We start from the raw sequence: 21,174 nt of genomic DNA on the forward strand, positions 1-21,174 counted from the left end.
CCTTTGTAAAAAGATACAGTTCGTTTAATAGAGAATCTACTTGGTATTGATTTGGTTAAAGCGTGCAAGCTTAGCTGCTTTCTTGGTTAATTGCGACAAGATGGCCAATCGATTTTGACGAATATCTTGATCATCGGTCATTACCATAGTATTCTCAAAGAAAGCATCAATAACTGGACTAAGCGCAAAAAGTTGTTCTAATTGCTGACTTGCAGTCCCTGATAAAATGAGTGACTCTACTGATTCCGCCAAGGCTTTCTCTTCTTCATTTTCAAAGAGAGCAGGGTCAACTGTTTCAGATCCTTCCGCTTTCTCAGCTAAGTTGAAAGCACGTGAAAGAGATTCTACAGACGGTTTGAAGTTTTCTTCCTTGCTTGCTTCGACGAGAGCACTTGCTGCTTCCAACATATCCGCCACGACAAAGTTCGAACTTGCAAGGACTGCTTCCTTGATGTCTTTTGGAGTTGAACCCATCATCTTATCGACACGAGCCTTGATAAAGTCCATGACCTCCTCTTTATTTTCATAAGTTAAGCTGTCGAATTTCAAATTATAAAGGCTATCAATCAGCTCATCCATAGCAATGTGCCAACCAAAGGCATCCAAGATACGAACTACACCTTGCGTCGCACGACGAAGGGCATAAGGGTCATTAGAACCTGAAGGAATCAAGGCTACTGAGAAGAAACTCAAAATCGTATCCAATTTGTCTGCAATGGCTAGAATGGCTCCAATCTTGCTCTCTGGGAGAGCTCCGTCCGCTGATGTAGGCATGTAGTGTTCACGAATGGCAGCCGCAACTGCTGGAGTTTCACCAGCAAGGAGGGCATATTTCTCACCCATAATTCCTTGGAGTTCATCAAACTCACCAACCATCCCTGTCAACAAGTCAAACTTGTAAATGGATGCTGCGCGGGCAAGATCAATCGTTTCATCCACTGATAAACCAGCTTTTTCCGCCAAAAGGACGGCAATCTGACCTGTACGAATCATGTGTTCACGAAGGGAACCAATCTTTTCATGGAAGGTCACATGGTTCAATTTTTCAACAAGATCTGAAATGACCAATTTTTGGTCTTCACGCCAGAAGAATTCACCGTCTTCCAAGCGGGCAACTAAGACTTTTTCATTTCCCTTGATGACATTTTCCAAATGCTCTGCATTTCCGTTACGGACTGAAATGAAGTTTGGTAAGAGTTTACCGTCTTGATCACGAACAACGAAGTAACGTTGGTGCTCCTTCATCGAAGTCACCAAAACTTCTTCTGGAACTTCAAGGTATTTTGCATCAAAACTTCCCATAAAGGCAGTTGGGTATTCAACCAAGTTCAAGACTTCGTTCAGTAAGTCAGCATCAATTTCGATACGTACACCATGTTCAGTTTCGATTGCCTTGATTTGGTCAACAATCATTTGCTCACGTTCACGTGGATCCGCGATTACAAACTGTGCACGAAGGTCTTCTTCATAGCTCAATGCTGACTGAATCTTGGTTTCTTGTCCCAAGAAACGATGACCGCGACTTACACGATCGCCCTTGATATCAAGGAAATCCAAGTCAAACTCTTGCTCGTCCAAGAGAACTGTCAAAGTGTGTACAGGGCGGATATATTCAAAAGTATTGTTAGCCCAGTGCATGCTGACAGGGAAAGTCAGTGACTTCAAGACGTCTACAACACCTGGAACAATGGATTCAACTGGTTGCCCCACTTCTTCCTTGGTAACATAGACATATTCTTCACCCTTGATTTCACGGAATTCAATATCTTCAACCGTCAAGCCTTTTCCACGGACAAATCCTTGGGCTGCTTTGGTGAAGTTTCCATCACTATCCAAGGCGATTTTCTTTGCTGGTCCCTTGAAATCTTCTGTCAAATCAGATTGCTTGTCTGCAAGCCCAGTCACACGAACAGCCAAACGACGTGGTGTTGAGAAGGTTTGAATGGCTTCAAAAGACAGGCGGTTTTCCTTGAGGAAGGCTGCCATTTTTTCACCTAGTTGTTTTTCGCTTGGAGTTACTACGTAGGCTGGTAACTCTTCAAGACCGAGTTCTACTAATAAGTTTTTTGTCATGTTTTTTCCTTTACATTTTCTTCAATCTTTTTTGATATGCACCTTATGTACTGGGGACGTCGCTAACTAACTTTTGTGAGTCTGTAAGGAAATCTTATACCAAATAAACTAAGATTTCCAACAGTCTCATCAAAGTGGATTTAGCTGACTGATTTTTGAACCCAAGGTTTCAAAAATCCCCACATAACAGTACGGCGGTGCATATCTCTCTAGCAAGTCTTCGACTTGCCTTTAACGATCTTTAGGCACAGTATCACTTACTATTCTGCGTCTTCTGCTAAGAGTTTAGCTCGTGTTGCTTCATCTAAAAGTGGGTAGCCTAGGCGTTTGCGTTCTGCGACAAAAGTTTTAGCTACGACACGGGCCAAGTTACGGATACGAGCGATATAGCCAGCGCGCTCGGTTACGGATACAGCACCACGCGCATCAAGCAGGTTAAAGGTATGTGAACATTTGAGAACATAGTCATAGGCAGGGTGAACCAAGCCCTCTTCCAAGGCACGACCAGCTTCCTTTTCAAACTTATCAAAGTTTTCAAGCAACATTTCTTGATCCGAAATTTCAAATGAATATTTTGAGTGCTCGTACTCAGGCTGGATAAAGATTTCTCCGTATTTTACACCATCAGCCCACTCGATATCATAGACAGAGTCCACTTCTTGGATGTAAGAAGCCAAACGCTCCAAACCATAGGTAACTTCCGCAGTCACAGGGCCAGTTGCCAATCCACCGACTTGTTGGAAATAAGTGAACTGAGTGATTTCCATCCCATCAAGCCAAACTTCCCAACCGAGACCAGCTGAACCAGTCGATGGATTTTCCCAGTTATCTTCAACGAAGCGGATATCGTGTTCCAATGGATTGATTCCCAATTTTTCCAAAGACTCAAGGTAAAGTTCCTGGATATTTGATGGAGATGGCTTCATGACCACTTGGAATTGATGGTGTTGATATAGACGGTTAGGGTTTTCCCCGTAACGACCGTCAGCAGGACGACGTGATGGCTCTACATAAGCCGCATTCCATGGCTCAGGCCCAATAGCACGAAGGAAAGTGTAAGGACTCATTGTCCCCGCACCTTTTTCATTATCATAAGCCTGCATAAGCATACAACCTTGGTCATTCCAAAAATGTTGCAAAGTAAGGATGATTTCCTGGAAAGTCAATTTTTTAGACATTGTTTACTCCTTTTTTATAAATTACTTGCGACACGAGTCTGCCTTGTCGATCATACGAGGCAAGACGAGTTAGTACTGCATCTAGCTCAGCACCCTAGTGCTGAGCGTGGGGCAGTCCGACTGTAAGGAGGTCTCTGCCACTGACGCAGTGGAAAGTCAATTTTTTAGACATTATTTACTCCTTTTTTATAAATTCTTATGACTTTGGATACAAAAAGAACCGTGTCTTTGCTCCTAAGTCTGTGACCCAGGGGCGTCAGAAACGCGGTTCCACCCTAATTTATTACTTCATTTTTTTTAAAAAATACGACAGAAAGCGCCAGTTTCTTAGCTTGTTCTACTTGGCTCCCACTGTCCCAAGCTCGCTTGAAGAACGCCATAAGACTTTCTTTCCTAGCTAGTATTATAGCAGATTTTCTAGCTAGTGTAAACCAAAAATGAGTCTGAAAACAAAGTTCCAGACTCATTTATCAGTAAAGCTTCAGAAACTCCTGTTTAAGGGTGTCTTCTTGCTTTTGGTTTTTTGCCATGTAGATTTCGCTTGGCATGTTTCAATGCTGTAATGGCATCTTTAACATCTTCTTGGCTCGCTCCTGGATCATTCAAGAGTTCCTGAGCTTCTTTAAAGGCTAGAAGATAAGCAGCTTTTTCTTTCTTATCTGCGTAAATAAATCTCGCATTTTTTTCTTGGAAAAGACGTTCATCTTTGACCAGTTTCTTCAGACTAGAGAAGTCAGTAGCTTTGCCATTCAGCTTACTTTTAGCCGTCGCTAGGGCAATGAGAGATTGGTCAATTTGATCCTGTTTGACTTTAGGATCTACAGCTAGTAAGGCAATTTCTTGGAAGGCACGATCATAAGCTCGACGTACTTTTTCCTTGGCATTAGCATATCTTCCAGTTTTAGTCGTTGCATAGTAAGCTTTCATGGCTTCTTTCAAAGCTGCAACATTCGAATCTTTTCCATCCAAAGCCTTACCAGCAGCTTCAAGACTAGCGAGAACTCCATCAATCAATTCTTGCTTCAACTTGCTTGACAAGGCTGACTGTGCCACTTGGAAAGCTTGATCATAAGCTCTTTTCTTATCCGCACTACTATTAAAGTAACGAGATGTTTCTACCAGTTCTTTTTGTTGATTTACCAAGGCAAGCAAGGCCAACTTAGACACAACAGATAGGCGCAAAGTATTATTTCTACCGGGCTGAACGAGCAAGGAAACAAGATCTTCAAGGAGTTCATATCCAGTTGGCAAGGTGACTTGTACAGTATAACGACCTGTAGCAACTTTCTTACCAAAGGCGTATTGACCGTATTTTTCAGCAGGAAGAGTTATACTAGTCCCATCTTCTCCTTTCAAAACTACTGTAGTCGTCTTTGGAACTGCTCGATTGAAGGAAACAGACACAGGTGCATATTCTAGGAGATTTGCTAGGAAGGTAATGGTTTGGAAACTATTTTCTTCCGTCAAGTCGAACTCTTGGGACAAGGCACTGATAAATTTTAATTCTGTTCGGTCATAACTGAAAATTTCTGCTGTATAATGACCAAACTGTAAGAAATGAATCGCTTTTGTCTTGTCAACATCAACATATTGCCCCTTGCTATTTTTGATTCGATAGACGTAGAGGGTATCAATATCCTGGTTTGTTTTTGCATCCTTCAAGGCAATTTTCACTCGACCACTATTTTGATCGCGGACAAGTTCAGCAAGTGAGATATAGTCTACATTTCCTGCATAGTCCTCTACAAGATAGTAAATATTAGCCTTGTCAACATCCTTAGGAAGTGTATAACTACCATCAGCATTGGCCTTAATCAGATGGGTGTTTTCAAGCGCACGAGTTCCAGACTGGTCTTTCCCAGTTAGAACCATGGTCCCTTTCTGGTCAAATGGTGTGATATAGAAGACTTTTTCTGAAAGGATACCACCTTGACCGACATCTTTTGGTTTTCGAGCTACGAATTCTTGATTTCCATCTTTAAAGCGAATATAACCACTTGTGATGACAGGTTTTTGAGTATCAATTTGAATTTTGAAGGTCGTGTATTGTTCTTTGGCTCCTGGAACGTCTGGTGTATAACTGATAACATAGTCATATAAACCATCCGCAACGGTATTGCCATCAAAATCCTGACCTCTCCAAGCAGTATTATCTAGAATATAACTCTTCAGATTTCTACTGTCACCATCAAAATAATTTTTACGGAGATCCTTTGCATCGCCCTCCCAAACAGGATGTTCATGCTTAGTATCCGTAGCCGCATAAACTGTTGCACGAAGATTTACAAGATTTCTCAAAGCAACCGTTTTGTATTCAACTAGGTCTTTGTTTCCATCATCATTTGGAGAAATGGCAATACGGACATTCCCTTTTTCGTCCAACTGAAGAACATGCTTACCTTCAGCATTTTGTTCAATCCCAAGAACAGTAATTCGGCGTCCTTGGCGTTGACCTTTAGACACTAGAAGGTCATTTTGCAAGGTTGCGAGATAGGTAGCATCATTAGAGTAGTTAACGGCAGGATTTTCCTTGTCTACTTCCGTGTAAAATCCATTTTTCCCTTCTCGGACAAGATTGTAAATTGGTTTTTCAACAGCAGGGAGATTTTGGAATTCTCCTCGGAAGCCCATAAATGCAAGACTCACAATATCCCCATCATCTGCTGGATCTACAAAGCGAACAAAACCTTCAAGGAAATAGCCATTTGGCATTTGTTTGCTGAGTTCAGCAGCAAATTTTCGAGCATCTACTTTAACAGTGACTGTTTGACTGCTGTGGGCTTTGACCGTCACTTCAGGCCAGACTGTCTCTGTTAATTTTCGAGGTCGAAGGGTGAATTTTCCATCTTGAACTTCGTCTGTATTGGTATTCACCACCATCTTGAGAGTACGGTCAGTATCTGAAATATTGTGTACAGTGACCTTGAAAGTAAATTGATCTCCAACATTTCCCAAAGTCACACTTGGATAACCATTTTCACCCGTTACATAGAGGTCTGTTGACACTGCAGCAGCTGTATCCACAATACCAGAACCTTGCTGACGAGGAGAGGTATAAGTGCCTGTATCCTTATTAACGTGTAGTTTTGCAGTTGACATGATCAAGGCCTTGACAGTCTCTGATACTTGCTCAGGAGTCAATTCTGGATGGTGTTTTTGAAGGTATTCCTTAACCAGAACTGCAACACCCGTAACGTGAGGAGCCGCCATACTGGTTCCGCTGATACTACCATAGGTATTGTCATTAAAGGATGAGTAGATATTGCCGCCAGGAGCTGTCACGTCTGGTTTCAATTGTCCATCAGTAGTCACTCCCCAACTTGAAAAGTCAGATAACTGATTGGCTACATCAGAAGGGCGATTATCCATCTTGTCATTAAAAACAATCTTATATTTTCCTGATTTTAAGGCTTCACCATACTGTTTAGAAATAAATACAGAAGGAATTTTCTTTGCTTCATCATCAATAGACATATTGATGTTTGCACCTTCTACATTATTGTAGATCAAAGCACCAACTGCACCGTGTTTTCGTGCATTTTTGATCTTCTCTGAAAAGTTCATGGCTCCACGCTGAATGAGGGCAAGTTTCCCAGTTAAATCCAACTTCGCAAAGTCTTCTTCACGACCTAAGCCTGCTTCGACGTATTCGTACTCTTTTCCTTTTTCAAAGTCCTTATCTGCTTCAGGTTGATTATAATCAAATTTTCCGTTATGAAGGCCGGCATTTCCCTCTAGACCTTTAACTTCAAAAACGGCTGTTGTCAATGTTTTATTGTTGACAGAAGCAACTGAAATCGAATCCTCCACAGTGGATGGATTTCCAACCAAGCCATAGTCTGGGTTTTCAGCTAGTGGTTTTGAATAACCATTTCCGAATGTATTACTATTTCCTGCTGAGATAAGAACAGAAACTCCCTTGGCACGAGCCCGTTTGATGGCATCCACGATATCAGAACCAGCATCCACCATAGAACCTGTACTAGAACCCAAACTCATATTTATGGCATCTGCTCCCAAGGCAACCGCGTCATCAATCGCCTTTACATAAAGAGCCGAACTGGTCGTCTTTTGGCGATCTGAAAAGACACGCATAAACATGACTTGGGCTTCTGGTGCAACACCATAGACCTTTTCACCATTCGGTGCTTCTTTATCAGGGTTTCCAGCTGCAATCCCTGTTACGTGCATCCCATGAGAAGTTCTTTCTGCTTCTTTGATCTTATCTGTTCCGTCAAAGTAGTCATAGGCATAGACAACCTTATCGCTATACCATTTACCGTAGTCGATTCCAGCAGCCTTTTTAGCTGCTTCGATGGCTTCCCTGTTTTTAAATTTTGCTTTTGACGGATCCGAAATTCGAAGAACCTCATGATTCAAATCAAGCCCAGAGTCAATTATGGCAACAACGGTCCCTGTCCCCTTGTAACCAGCCTTCCAAGTTTTCGGTACTGTGATGATATCATTGCTTGAAAGACTATTTGGTTTTGCAGACTCAGTTTTTTCTTGTTCTTTTTCAGTGGTTGTTGTTTCTCCAGTAGTTTTAGGAGCTGTCGTTGCTTGAGTCTCTTTTTTCTCTATGGTAGAGGCCTTCTCAGTGGCAGGCGCAGTAGTCGTATCGACTGTTGTTTCTTTTTGGACGACACCTTGATTTTCTTCATTTGCAACTGCGCTATCTTTTCCTGATTCTTGGACTTCGGCAGTTTTATCAACTGGGGCTTCTACCCTAGCATCTTGTTTGCTAATATCCTCTTTAGAAGTTTCAACTTCCTGTCTCTCTCCAGCTACTGGTGCTATCCCATTAGTGGTAGTTAGGTCAGTCGAAGAGCTTGAGTGTTTATCATCTTTTATCTCTGTCTTGATGGCCTGAGTTTGGGCTTGATTTTTACCTGTACTCTGCTCATTGGCATTAACTTGACTTGCTCCAAAAACCAAAGCAGTTCCCAATAAAACTGAAGCAAGACCAAATTTGTATTTCCGTAATGAAAAACGTTGTCGTCTATCCATAAATAATCTCCTTTTTCTTTAAAGTATACCTATTATAACGCAAATAATCAAAAATTTTCATAAAAATCTGAATTGTCACAAAAATGTAATATCTGCGTATGTAATGTTCTTATTTAGTTTTATCGTTCGTGTTATTTGTTCTATTAAAGCAATATTTTCTAAACTTGTTCATTTATTTCAATTTATAAAACTATTTTATTATACAAATAATTTAGATTTTTTATACACAAAAAGACTAGGATTAAAAATTCCTAGTCTTCTTTATTTCGGTATAAATAGATTTCACAAACTAAAAATCCATCTCATCCACACGAGGTGCGCCCGAAGCTACTGAGATAGTCTTTAAGACTTCTCGCTCGTCTTTGCTGAGTTCAATTCCAAAACAGTCAAGATTGCTCTGAATGCGAGAAGCTGTTACGGACTTAGGTAGAGGCAAGAAATCTTCTGCCAAACTCCAAGCCAAGGCAATTTGAGCCACTGATTTCCCATGCTTCGCAGCAATTTCTTGGACTTCTTTCTTGTCAAACAACTCTCCTTGCCCAAAAGGTCCCCAGGCCTCTAGGAGAATGCCTTTCTCTCTACAGTAGTCAACCACTTCCTCTTGATAAACTCCTGGTGCCAAGCGTACCTGATTAACCGCTGGAATGATTCTTGCTGTTTCAAGCAAAGCATCCAAATGCTTGGGAAGGAAATTACTAACTCCGATAGCACGGATTTTACCTTCTTGGTACAGGTCCTCCATCGCTCTCCAGACATCGGCATTGCGAGCTTTCCATGTGTCATTTTCTCTTAGTGGTTTTGGATTTGGCCAATGGATCAGGTACAAATCTAGATAGTCTAATCCCAGCTTTTCCATTGATTGTTCAAAAGCTTGGCAAGCTTCTTCATAGCTGTGATTGGTATTCCAGAGTTTGGTCGTTACAAAGATTTCTTGGCGAGTAATACCGCTATCTCGAATAGCGCGACCAACACTTTCCTCATTTTTATAGATAGCTGCAGTATCGATATGTCGATAACCAGCCTTTAAGGCTTCTAAAACGGCTTGGTAGGCTACCTCTCCATTTTCAGCTTTCCATGTTCCAAATCCTAGTACAGGAATGGAAACTCCATTATTAAGGGTATATGATTTCATCGTTTTTCCTTTCTATGTGAAGAAAATCTAAAGAAACAAATTCCTGATTAACAGTACACTTGCTCCTTTAGATTTTAACAATTATTGATCACGGTCGTAATAGATCTCGTGAGCCTTCAAGCGAGAATTGAGCAATTCAGGAACGGTCACAAATGTATACCCTTCACTCTTTAGATACTCAATGACACTTGGTAGAGAATTAACAGAAGGACCATGGATATCGTGCATGAGAATGATAGAACCATTACGAACTTGGTGTTGAATTTCTGTCAAAATAGCAGCTTCATTCTTACTCTTCCAGTCTAAACTATCCACATCCCACATGATAAAACTCAAATCAAGACTATTTCGAATATCATCAGTGATGGCACCATAAGGTGGGCGCATGAGTTTAGAGCTTGATCCTAAAACTTGAGTTAACAAATCTTCTGTATCAGTGATTTGCTTTTTAGCATCTTCGAGGGATAATTTAGAAAGGACAGGATGATCCCAGCTATGATTTCCCACAATATGGCCTTCCGATTTCATTCGTTTCAGAAGATTTTCATTTCCTGCTATGTTTTTTCCAAGTACAAAGAAGGTTGCCTTTACACCGTACTTAGCCAAGGTATCCAAAGCTTGTGGAGTTGTAGTCGGATTTGGACCATCATCAAAGGTCAAGGCTACAACTTTTTTATTTTTCTTAGCAAAGTATGTTTGGTAAAGTTCAGCATCCTTTTCTAATAGATAAGAGGACTCAATGACATCAAAGAAACTGGATATTGGTAAAGCAATTTCTTCAACAGTCTCTTCAGAATTAGCAGGATAAAGGATGATTTGACTATCTTTATAATCAAAACTCCAAGATGATAAGTCCTGATCTGTGAAGTTTTTTACAACTTGATCAATTTTTTCCTGGTTAAGTTTCTTATCTTCTAGAGTTGATTTGACCTGACTCAGTAAGAGTTCCTTAGCCTTGCTTGCATCTTTGAAGAGTTTGCTGAGGTCAAAATCTTTCCCATCTTCAGTCAAGAAAATTTTTCCTAAAGAAGTCTTTTCTTTTTCTTCAACCTTAGATGCAGACAAATCGTAGACTTGCTTACTGATATTACGAGCAACAACTCCCTTTAGGACGGGATCCAGCTGCTCAGTATAATAAAAGACCAAATCCTCCTTATCTTCTAGTTTTTCTTTGATATCCTGGTTGATTTTTTCTCTAATAGACGCAATGACTTCCTCTCCTTGCAGAGGGTAGTAGGCAATCACCTCAGCTTGCCCTTTTCGGAAATGGTCCTTCTGACTACCTGAGTTGAATTGCTGGTCCTTTTCGCTTTTTAACGCTTCAATTTTTTGTTCATAAGATTGCTTTTGTAGAACCTTGTAGCCAATGGCACTTCCTAAAAGAATCATAGTGATTCCTAAGATCCCAACAAAGGAAAGCAATAACCTTCTCTTTTTATCGTGAGAAACACGGTTCATATTTTTCTTCATATTTCCATCATATCAAATCAAAGCTATTATTTCAATGATAAACAAGAATTCTGACTTCTTTTTAGAAAGTTCCCTAAGATTCTATAATGAAAAGTAACACGATAATCAGCAGCAAGAATCTTATTGATTAATTATCCCAATTTGTAAAATTAAGCTAGACAGAAAAAGCCATCTATGTTAGGCTCAGATAAACACCACATTTGTCTGAAAGGAACTAACATAAATGACCTATACACATCTTATCACAAACGAGCTTGTTTAACCGCAGCAAGAGGTTTACGAGAGAGTAGGTCTTTATCGTTTGTGAAGTGTAGACGGTATTCACCTAAGATGTCGCCATTTTCAGCTTTAGCGATGACACGAACCGGCTCACCTTCACGAACGCTTGGAACAACTGTCGCGAGACCATTGTTGCTAACACTTGCTGTTACTGCAGGAACTTTTCCATCTACAGACTCAAGGTAGTAGTCTGTCAAATCAGGATTGAAGTTTGCCAAGTCTTTACCGTCAACTTGGATTCTTGTCTGTCCTTGTTTAGCTGGCGCAACTTGTTTCGCAAAGATTTGTACTTCTGTGATAGACGTTCCAAGTTTATTGTCTGCTTTAACCATGCGAATGCGAATAGCATAGGTTTCAACTTTATCAAAGCTAAAGTGATTCATTTCTCCAGCCTTGAGTTGAGCAGGGGATTTTAGATTTGTAACAGGTTTCCAGTTAGCTGGATCGTTAAATACATGGTCTTCATTGGCTACAAAGCTAGGATTTTTAGGAGCTATTGGAACAGTCTTACCGACATAATATTCAATCACATAAGACTTCGGTACACCAACTCCGTGGTCTTCGTGGAATCCGACACTTAAGTTATCAACAGAGCGTTTGCTCAAAATACCTGAATCTCCGAATAGGACACCAACTGAAGCTTCTGGATTAGTACGGTTCCAGTTTGTCCAACGGTTAGCTGGGCGGTCATTAAAGGAAATCAATTTATCGTTGACGTTTGAAACAGGATCAGTTGGATTTGAGTCTGAAGCAAAGGCAAGTGGCAATTCTGAACCTGTCCATTGGTCAGAAATATTTGCTCCTTGCTCTGTTTTAGCAGAAACGCGAACATGGAGTTTAGTTGTTAATTGCGTACCTTCTAGGTGACCATTAACTGTAAAGACACCTTCCTTGGCGTATTGCTCTGGACGAATCGTATCCCAAGTAACCTTATCTGATGAAACGTGACCATTTGAATCATAGGTACGAACGCTTTCTGGTAATTGCGGTGCTTCTGCGATTTGGGTTGTCACACTAACTTCTTCAACTGAAACGATACCTTCTACAGATACTTTAGCACGCGCTTCAAGATCAATTCCTTCAACTTTACCTAGAACTTCAAAGGTTTGATAGTGATCGAGTTTTTCTTTTGGAATGGCTTGCCAAGTGACTTTGTGGGCTTTAGGGAAACCTTTGTCATACTCAACTGTTACTGTTACTGGAAGACTTGGTTCCTGATGCAAATCTGTGACTACATTTACTGGACGGATAGATTGCGCAACCTTCGTCTCAGTATTAGCCTGGATCGTAAGATCGATTTGACCTGTAGTCCCCTCATATTCTGCTTTGAGAGTGACTGTTCCTGGCTTATGTAACTCAAGCATTCCTTTACGAACTGCGGCTTCACCTTCACCACTTGTAGAGAAGCTTACTTTATCAGCTGGTAAAACTGCTTGTGTTCCGTCTTGATAATGAGCACGAACCGACAATTTTACTGTCTTGTCTTCTTTGAGATCGTCAGCTTGCTCTACTTGTAGGCTCAAATGGTCAATTTTCGGTGCTTCTTCAAGGAATTGAATTGCATAGGTTTGAAGAGGGCCACCATCTTTTGGTTGAACATAGATGCTTGCACGCATGCCGTTTGCTACACTTGCTTGGACTACGGTAACATCCGCATTTTCAGCACTGGCTACGACTTCTGGCAATTGGGCACCATAAGCAAGAGTTCGGTATTGCATTGGTTTTTGACTAGTAAGTCCTGTGACCGCTTCATCACCAACCGTTACAGTTGGTACTGCAGGTGCCGCAGCCTCACCTTCTTCTACTACAAGGGTAGCGTGAATAGTCTCACCACCCAGTTGGCCAGTCATTTGAATACGTGATCCTGCAACTGACAGTTTAGCTTTATCTGCTTCCGCAATCTCCCACTTATCAACTTCGTATTCTTGAACGCTTCCATCCGTTACAGCGATAGAAACATATTTATCAACAGCACTCAAGTCTGTTCCTGGAGCAACACGTTTTACAGTAGGTAGTTCTTTCGCAATTGCTAGAATTTCGACACGGGCCTCAACTTCACGTCCGTCTGCCATACCTTTAACAGTCACAACTCCTGCTTGGCTCACATCAACTGAAGACCAAGTTACTGGACGTTTTTCACGACTGCCATCACTGTATACGAATGGAACAGTAGTAGGCATTTCTGGAGTATCTCCGATAACTGTCTGTACTTTTGGCACCTCTGTTCCGAGAACTGTCTTTTCTTGGTCTTCTTTTTTACCAGTAAAGACAGTTACTTGACCAGATTTCAAGAGATCTGAATGGGCTGTTAGTGTGAATTTACCTGCTTGTTCAGTTGATTTGACAATGGCAACACCTTTACCGTTAAAGGCTCTGCGGATCCAAGAACCGTCTGGTTGCGCCTTGTAACGTTCACGGCTGGCTTGTTCCCCATTATCAACACCGACCAGTTGACCTTGTCCATGCAATTGGAAACGAACCAAATTATTGGCAGTTGGTACCACATTTCCTTCACTGTCTACGATTTCGTAGTAGATGTAGGTCAAGTCTTTTCCATCTGCTGCGATTGCATGGTCTTCCTTGATAAGACGAACACCTGCTGGTTTTCCTGCAGTGGTAATCTTGTCACGTGCGATTTCTTTTCCAGCTTCATCACGAGCTACTGCTTCTAAAGTACCTGGTTGGTAAGCAACTTTCCATTCAAGATAAAGTTCATTAGCATTAGCACCTTCTTGGTAAGTCCGTCCATTGCTGGTTTGTTTTTTGTTGAAGGTCTTAACTCCAAGAGATTTTCCATTCAAGAACAATTCTACACTTGCAGCGTTTGAATAAGCGCGAACTGGGATTCGATTTTCAGCATCTGCAACATTGTCTGCTAATTCAGTCTTTTCCCAGTTCCAGTGAGGAAGTAAATGAACCATTGGTTTTTTCTTAGCAGGAACCCACTGACTTTGGTATAGATAATAGTCATTTTTTGGAATACCAGCGGTATCAACAATACCAAAGTAGGAACTTTTTACCGGTGTACTATTTTGATTGTGCCATGGTGTTGGTTCACCAATATAATCCGTACCAGTCCAAATGAATTGTCCAGCATAGCCAGCATTGTCTCTATCGAAAGTCCATGATGCTGTAGCAGTTTTACCCCAACCAACACGGTCATTTCCATAGTCAGACTGTTCGTAATTACGCTCAGGTCCGTTACTATGTTTCAATTCACGTTCAGGGCGATAATAGCTACCACGTGTACGGGTTGCTGAAGATGTTTCTGAACCATAAATGAGCCATTTAGGGTGTTTCGCATGAAGAGTTTGATAATTTTCTTCAGAGTAATTCAATCCAACTGCATCCAGTTCATCTGCAATCTTTTCATGATCTCCAGTTCCATCTCCGAAACGGAATTTATCAGCTCCCATGGTAACATAGCGAGTCTTATCAACATTCTTGATAACCTTGACTAGACGTTTTACAGTTGCTAGTGAATGGGCTTTCCCATCTGCTTCACCGATTTCGTTACCAATAGACCACATAACAACAGCAGGATTGTTTTTATCTCTTTCTACCATTGTTCGAAGATCGTAATCAGACCATTTTTCACCTTTTCTTGCTTCAGGGTGAGTAGCATCTTTTTCAAAGAAACGTCCGTAGTCATAAGGTTTCTTACCACCATACCACGTATCAAAGGCCTCTTCCTGAACGAGCAAACCAAGTTCTGCTGCGATTTGAAAGGTCTGTGGACTTGCAGGGTTATGAGTTGTACGGATGGCGTTAACGCCCATCTCCTTCATTTGTTTGAGACGACGGTATTCTGCCTTATAGTTTTCTTCTGCTCCAAGCGCTCCGTGGTCATGGTGCAAGGAAACACCATGGAATTTAATGCGTTCACCATTTAAAGAGAAGCCTTCATTTGGAGTCCAGTGATAGTAACGGTAACCAAATAAATCCTTCTTAGCATCCACCAACTGACCATCACGGTAAACACGCGTAATCAATTCGTACAAGGCTGGTTTGTCATTTAAAACTGTCCATAGTTTTGGTTGTTCCACTTCTAAAATAGCATCCAGACTTGTTGATTCATGTGCTTTCAAGGTACGACTCGCCGTACGAACCAATCCAGTCACTGCTTGACCACCACGTTCAACGATTTGATACTCTGCTACAAGGTCATGGTCTTTATCGTCTGTATTGACGATTTTGCTGGTCACATGCGTTTCAACCTTGCCGTGTTGCTGTTGTTCTAGTTTTGGCGTTAAGATGGTTGTACCATTTTTTTCAACATGAACCTTATCTGTCACTTGCAAGGTCACATCGCGGTAAATACCGCTACCTGAGTACCAACGGCTACTTGGTTGTTTGTTGACTGCATGGACAGCAATCACATTCTCACGACCATCTTTGTGAAGATACTTTGTGATATCGTATGAGAACTGGTTATAACCATTTGGATAATGTCCCACTAACTGGCCATTGACATAGACTTGAGAATCCATGTAGACACCATCAAAGGTCAAACGAACATTCTTCTTGAGATCTTTTTCATCAAGTTTAAAGGTCTTACGATACCAAGCTTCACCCCCATTGAGCTGTCCACCCTCGTTTTGGGCAGGTGACTGATGGTCAAAATCGTTAAAGATACTCCAGTCATGTGGAAGATCCAATTTTTGCCATGTTGATACATCAGCATCAGGTTTGATAGCATCTTTAGCATTGACATTGAGCTTAAAATGCCAGTTTTGGTTGAATTCTCTTACTCGATTATCAATCAATATATACCGCCCATCCTTGCTTTTTATTTTCATGAGTCATCATCTTCATTCATATTTTATACAATTCCAATAGATACATCAATAGTTTATCGAAAAAAGCATACATCAGACTATGATTACTAAAATTAGTAGAAAATTATGGATACAAAAAACTGTATTGAGGTATTCTATGACAGAATTGCTAAATCATAAACAAAATAAAAGGGCGCTCCTTTACAGAAACAACCTTCTAAATTATTTTTCACTGATATGGCATAATACCCAAATGAACCATGCTAGTCTAGCATATAAACTACAAAACCATCTGGCAAGATGACTTGCTGTCCATCTTCAAACTGGCAATGACTCGCTAAATCAACTGAATTTCTGTCTAAGATAAAATTCTCTGTAGACTGATTAAAGATGGCTTGAACTTCTTTCCCTTGGTAGTTCCACTTCAAGGATAAAACATCTGGTTTCAATTCTTTCAAACTATATGTACCATGCTGGATAATACTTGCCACTTTCTTACGGACTTGAATCAACTCTTTCATAAAATTCAGCATATCATTGTCTTCAGAAACACGGTCCCAAGGCATGACACGACGGCAATCTGGGTCTGGTCTACCTATTAGTGCCAGCTCTGTTCCGTAATAGATACAAGGAGTCCCTTTTTGAAGGTAGAGGAAAGTTAGAGCTACCTTGACGTGTTGGATATTTCCTTTGGCAGTTGTAAGAATACGATCTGTATCATGAGAATCCAGAAGATTAAACATAACCTCTGAGATTTGTTGCTTATAGTACATAGACTGGCTATTGATTTCTGAAATAAACTGCTCAGTCTTTTTACGCTGACGCAAGAAATAATCCTTGATACTTTCAGATAGCGGGTAGTTCATGACCGCATGGAACTCATCTCCTTGCAGCCAAGGCTGAGAAGTATGCCAGATTTCACCTAAAATATACAAATCAGGCTTTTTAGCTAGAACTGCCTTTCTAAATTCTCTCCAGAATTGATGGTCGATTTCATTGGCTACATCCAAGCGCCAAGCATCAATATCAAAATTCTCAATCCAGTAAGTGGCAACACTGAGGAGATAGTCCCTAACCTCCGGATTAGCTGTATTCAACTTAGGCATATAGCTAGAGCAAAGGCAAAGATATAATAAGAGAGTTCTCTTGGATTCTTAAGTTTATCCTCAGTAACTGGAAATTCCTGGATATGGAACCAATCTTTATAAGGTGATTTTTCTCCGTTCTTTAGAACATCCTGCCATTGGGCAGACTGGTAGCCGATATGATTGAAAACAGCATCTAGCATAATCTTGATACTACGTTTGTGGGCTTCCTCGACTAGATTAGCAAAGACCTCCTTATCCCCAAAGTGACGGTCAATTTCAAAATAATCCGTTGTATCGTACTTGTGATTAGTTGTTGCTTCAAAAATCGGACATAGGTAAAGTCCAGTGATTCCCAAATCTTTAAGATAGTCTAAATGGTCGATGATCCCTTGTAAATCTCCACCAAAAAAGTCATTCCTATTAGGTGCAATGGCAACATCCCACTCTCGAGCTCCACTCAGAGTCAAATTAGGATTTCCATTAGCAAAGCGTTCTGGGAAAATATGATACCAAACGGTATTTGAAACCCAGCTAGGAACCTGACAGCCGTCGATTTCGTGAATATAAGGAAGCTTGAAACCATTTCCTTCAGCATCCGAGTTTTCCTGAGTATGCTCTACACAACCCTTATCACCGTAATAAACACCTTGACCTTCTTTATCAAGGAGCTCAAAGAGATACTGAATGCGTGCAAAATCAACAGAGTCCGTAACCTGCCAATAATCAAATAGGACATCTGAGGTTACTTTGGTCATTTCTTTCTTAGCTTCATACTTATCCTCAATGAAATAAAGGGATCTCCATAATGCAAGATAACCTGCTGGACATCATTTTTCTTGGTTCTAATTCGGATATGTAGCTGACCTTCTTTGTAAAGATAAGCATACTCGGATTCTGGTCTATGATAGATGGCTGTTAATTCCATCATTTGTCTCCTAAAATTAATAAAACGAAAACGTTTTCATAAATAATAGAACTAGTATATTATTTTAGCTGTTTATTTGCAAATTTTATACTAGTTTTACGATAGAGATATAAGATGGACAAGGGTAAAATTGAGTAGACTCTTTTTGAGCTTTAAAAAGAGAGTTTCCATGAACTGGAAAACTCTCTCATCATTACGGAGCAGATGATTAAAATAAATGCTATCTGATATCTTTAATCGTCTAAAACGAAAATTTCTTCAACATGTAGTCGTAGTAACCTTGCAATCTTCATTGCTAGTTCAAGTGTAGGATTGTACTTGTCATTCTCAATTGCAATAATGGTTTGTCGACTAACGCCTAATATTTTTGCCATATCTTCCTGACGTAGTCCTTCAGACTTTCTTAACTGTTTGATATTATTTTTCATACAGCATTAGTCTTTCTGAAAACAATAAATGCCAATCGCTAAAACTACGATAATGATAACAACCATCAAAATTACTCCTTGAACAAGTTTATTTGGTTCTTTAAAATCTTCATCACCGTCAATCATTTTCTGTTTTATGGCAGTTTGTGCATATCCTTGAACAGAAATAGATAAACATAAAATCAGACATGGTAACATTTCAAGTTCAATGCCTTTTGTAATAGATTGATAGATATTAAATACTGTCCATCCACATAAGCCAAATAGAGCCGTTTTATATCCCCACTCCTCAGAACGTAGCTGAATCGCTCTGTCCATTTCATCCATTTTTCTCATGGTCCTGTTCCTCCAATCTGTCAAAATAATGTTAAGAGCCCTTTACATTTTTTATTATACTCTAAATCGCTAAAATGTCAAGATGTTTTAACATTTTTTGGTTTTTTATTTTCTTTATCTATTCTAAGAATATTACTAACTCAGCCTCACAGCCTAGTCAATCCGACAAAGGGCAAGTTCTTTTAATCCTCTGTCGTACAGGAAGGTTAAACAAAAGTTGTCTGTTATATTTTGAAGCTTGTGTTTACTCATTCCTCTAGGCAAGGCTATATCGCACAATTCTCTCGTTGCCAGAGAAAATAGCTTTTGCTTGCCCTTCCAATCATCATTCTTAAGTAGGGGGCTCAGGATAATATAAGGCGAATCCGTAAAAATTCCATTGACACCAGCTTTTTTACCTAAAGCCTTTAAATGTTCAGATTCTAATAACTTTTCGATAATACGACCATCATTAGAGATTTTAACAAGAGCATAATAGTCCATGCCCCATTTATTGACAGAGGTTTGACTTTCTCCAGAGCTAAAGGCATAGAGCTCTTGCTTCCAAGATTTCATACTATCGATTTTAGGACAAAAACTTGAGTTCGTGTCGTGGTGATTTAACTCTTTTTTATCAATATGCGAATAAGTGGTCCACTTCGCCTGCTTTTTCTCTCGATCAAATTCTAAAAGGGCAAAGTTTCTTGCCTGATTTGTATAAACTTGATTTTCAAAACACACGGGTATCTGGTCGCTATCTGATACGATTTGAAAATATCTCTCTTGTGCCTTTTTAGGAAGTATACTTTGCGGATCCTTTATGGCAATGATTTCTGGATTAGAAAAATCACCAGTATAATAGACCATTTCCTTGCCAGCCTTGATGATGCCAATATTTTGTCCATCTGTAAAGACTAGAGGCTCTTCCTTGCAAGCATGGTCACAATCCCAAGCATCTATCTCCTTCACTCCCAAAGGAGATACTTCTAGTAGACAGTAGCGATTGAAAGCTTCCTTCTCACTGGTTAAGACCACGGCTCGACCATCATGTAGCATGGCTGAGCTTAGAACAATACTGTAATCCTTGTCAAGCTCCCATTTATTCAATAGACTTAACTTTAACTTCCCCATTTTCTCTCTCCTAATCCATCACCACTCGTTGATGGTAAATAGAATGGCTGATCTAATATTTCTTAGCAATTGATCTGAAAGTTCATCGTATACTTGACCCAGTCCCTTATCTTGTGCCAGCCATCCAGGTTCATCATTCCAGGAGCCCATTCCTCCAAAAACATCCGCTGAGCTTGCAGCTCTAAATATGCTTAGATGTTGCAGTGGAATTTGAGGTTCTGCCAGTCCTTTACCAGATTCTGGGTCTAGCAAAAAGTTTCTAGCAGATTGAAAGACTTTGGCAAAGTTGTCACATTCAATTTTAATTGCTAGATTTTCTATACGAGTCAATATGTCCTTAAATTCTTCGATATTATTTTCATAGTGGGGAATGTCTTGAGAAGACCTTTCCCATTCATACTCGGTGTAGGTAACATCCCAGCCCCTACCTGCGGAAGCAGATTTCCAATTTGGTAGGAAATAACCTGCCTTCCCATCTTTATAAAAACAGAGAATTGAACTCTGTGTTGTATTGGAGAAGCCTAAAATACCTCTGTCTTCAACTGAAATAGGACAAAATAATTGTAAGTCCTTCAAACCTTTTTCCTTAAGATTTTCAAACCAATCAGATACAGAAAGTTCTGTAGCTTCCCCATTTTTTGACGGCAAAATTTGAAAGCAAATCTTATTGATATATTGGTCAGGATGATACAAGATTGCCTGATCAGTTTTTAAAGCCTTCCTAGCTGCTGCCACGATACAGGCTATTTGGTACATTTGTCCATTCATATGATCTCATCCATTATCCCTTCAATCAGATTTGTAAGGCTTTCAGCCGCATAGATCACCTGGTCAGGATCATGGATGTAGCAAATAACCTGACCTTCCTGACCCTCCTGGTCTGGATCAAAATCCAGCATAAGATAACAAGAGTCATAATACTGAGCAAAAGGAAGCCATTTTTTATTAAAAAGATAAGGCTTAATTCTATTATCATGCATGTTTTCTAGGTCTTGACTAGAAAAATAGTCGGGAAATTCGGTTAACAGAGCATCTCTATTTTGAAAGTACTTTTTACAAGTCTCAATTTCCTGTAGACTCATGAGAGAAAAAGTTAAATCTCTCTGGTCAATTACACAAGGTAAAATAGAGAAGTATTTACTCCCATTTTTATAGCTATAAAGCTCTTTGAAGTCACTAGGTAGACGAATGTCAAATATTTCCTCAAAGCCTTGAAGCTCTTCCTCAGAAGCACCAGAAATGCCCTGATAATCTTCCAGATATCCTTCCTCTACAGGATCATCCAAATCCCAGTCTTCAAAACACTCACAAATATAAGTTTCTATTTTTTTAACTTGGTCAATTAGTTGCATCATTTCACCATGATTTCT

10 protein-coding genes and 2 pseudogenes are annotated in these 21,174 nt (G+C 40.1%); all 12 read right to left on the bottom strand.

Annotated elements, in window-relative coordinates:
* Positions 1 to 36: 36 nt before the first annotated feature.
* Entirely contained in the window at positions 37 to 2,073 is a 2,037-nt protein-coding gene (gene glyS / locus AC4ME5_RS02775; protein ID WP_491799778.1) for a glycine--tRNA ligase subunit beta, read from the bottom strand.
* Between the two features lie 260 nt (positions 2,074 to 2,333).
* The gene (gene glyQ, locus AC4ME5_RS02780; RefSeq protein WP_491799780.1) at positions 2,334 to 3,251 is read right to left on the bottom strand and encodes a glycine--tRNA ligase subunit alpha; all 918 of its coding nucleotides are present in this window, start codon (positions 3,249 to 3,251) and stop codon (positions 2,334 to 2,336) included.
* 495 nt (positions 3,252 to 3,746) lie between these two features.
* Complete coding sequence (locus tag AC4ME5_RS02785) at positions 3,747 to 8,258, bottom strand: S8 family serine peptidase (RefSeq protein WP_491799782.1); 4,512 nt, start codon at positions 8,256 to 8,258, stop codon at positions 3,747 to 3,749.
* A 289-nt stretch (positions 8,259 to 8,547) separates the two neighbouring features.
* Positions 8,548 to 9,390 (bottom strand): aldo/keto reductase, encoded by an 843-nt coding sequence (locus AC4ME5_RS02790; RefSeq protein ID WP_491799783.1) that lies wholly within the window; start codon positions 9,388 to 9,390, stop codon positions 8,548 to 8,550.
* An 81-nt stretch (positions 9,391 to 9,471) separates the two neighbouring features.
* Positions 9,472 to 10,860: a peptidoglycan-N-acetylglucosamine deacetylase PgdA gene (gene pgdA / locus AC4ME5_RS02795; RefSeq protein ID WP_491799785.1), complete on the bottom strand. Its 1,389-nt coding sequence runs from the start codon at positions 10,858 to 10,860 to the stop codon at positions 9,472 to 9,474.
* Positions 10,861 to 11,105: 245 nt separating this feature from the next.
* Positions 11,106 to 15,905 (bottom strand): annotated as a pseudogene (locus AC4ME5_RS02800) (Ig-like domain-containing protein); the annotation flags it as partial.
* A 275-nt stretch (positions 15,906 to 16,180) separates the two neighbouring features.
* Positions 16,181 to 17,930, bottom strand: a pseudogene (locus AC4ME5_RS02805) (glycoside hydrolase family 13 protein).
* 233 nt (positions 17,931 to 18,163) lie between these two features.
* Positions 18,164 to 18,358, bottom strand: coding sequence for a helix-turn-helix transcriptional regulator (locus AC4ME5_RS02810; RefSeq protein ID WP_007521416.1), 195 nt, complete (start codon positions 18,356 to 18,358; stop codon positions 18,164 to 18,166).
* Between the two features lie 6 nt (positions 18,359 to 18,364).
* Positions 18,365 to 18,694 carry a hypothetical protein gene (locus AC4ME5_RS02815; protein ID WP_007521414.1) on the bottom strand — a complete coding sequence of 110 codons (330 nt, stop codon included), beginning with the start codon at positions 18,692 to 18,694 and terminating at the stop codon, positions 18,365 to 18,367.
* A gap of 153 nt (positions 18,695 to 18,847) precedes the next feature.
* Positions 18,848 to 19,804 (bottom strand): hypothetical protein, encoded by a 957-nt coding sequence (locus AC4ME5_RS02820; RefSeq protein ID WP_491799787.1) that lies wholly within the window; start codon positions 19,802 to 19,804, stop codon positions 18,848 to 18,850.
* Positions 19,805 to 19,822: 18 nt separating this feature from the next.
* On the bottom strand, positions 19,823 to 20,572 hold the full coding sequence (locus AC4ME5_RS02825) for a hypothetical protein (RefSeq protein ID WP_491799789.1): 750 nt from the start codon (positions 20,570 to 20,572) through the stop codon (positions 19,823 to 19,825).
* Positions 20,569 to 21,156 carry an SMI1/KNR4 family protein gene (locus AC4ME5_RS02830; RefSeq protein ID WP_084873499.1) on the bottom strand — a complete coding sequence of 196 codons (588 nt, stop codon included), beginning with the start codon at positions 21,154 to 21,156 and terminating at the stop codon, positions 20,569 to 20,571. Before AC4ME5_RS02830 ends, AC4ME5_RS02825 begins: the two co-directional genes overlap by 4 nt.
* Positions 21,157 to 21,174 lie beyond the last annotated feature (18 nt).

It is taken from the genome of Streptococcus sp. A69 (genome assembly GCF_058556195.1).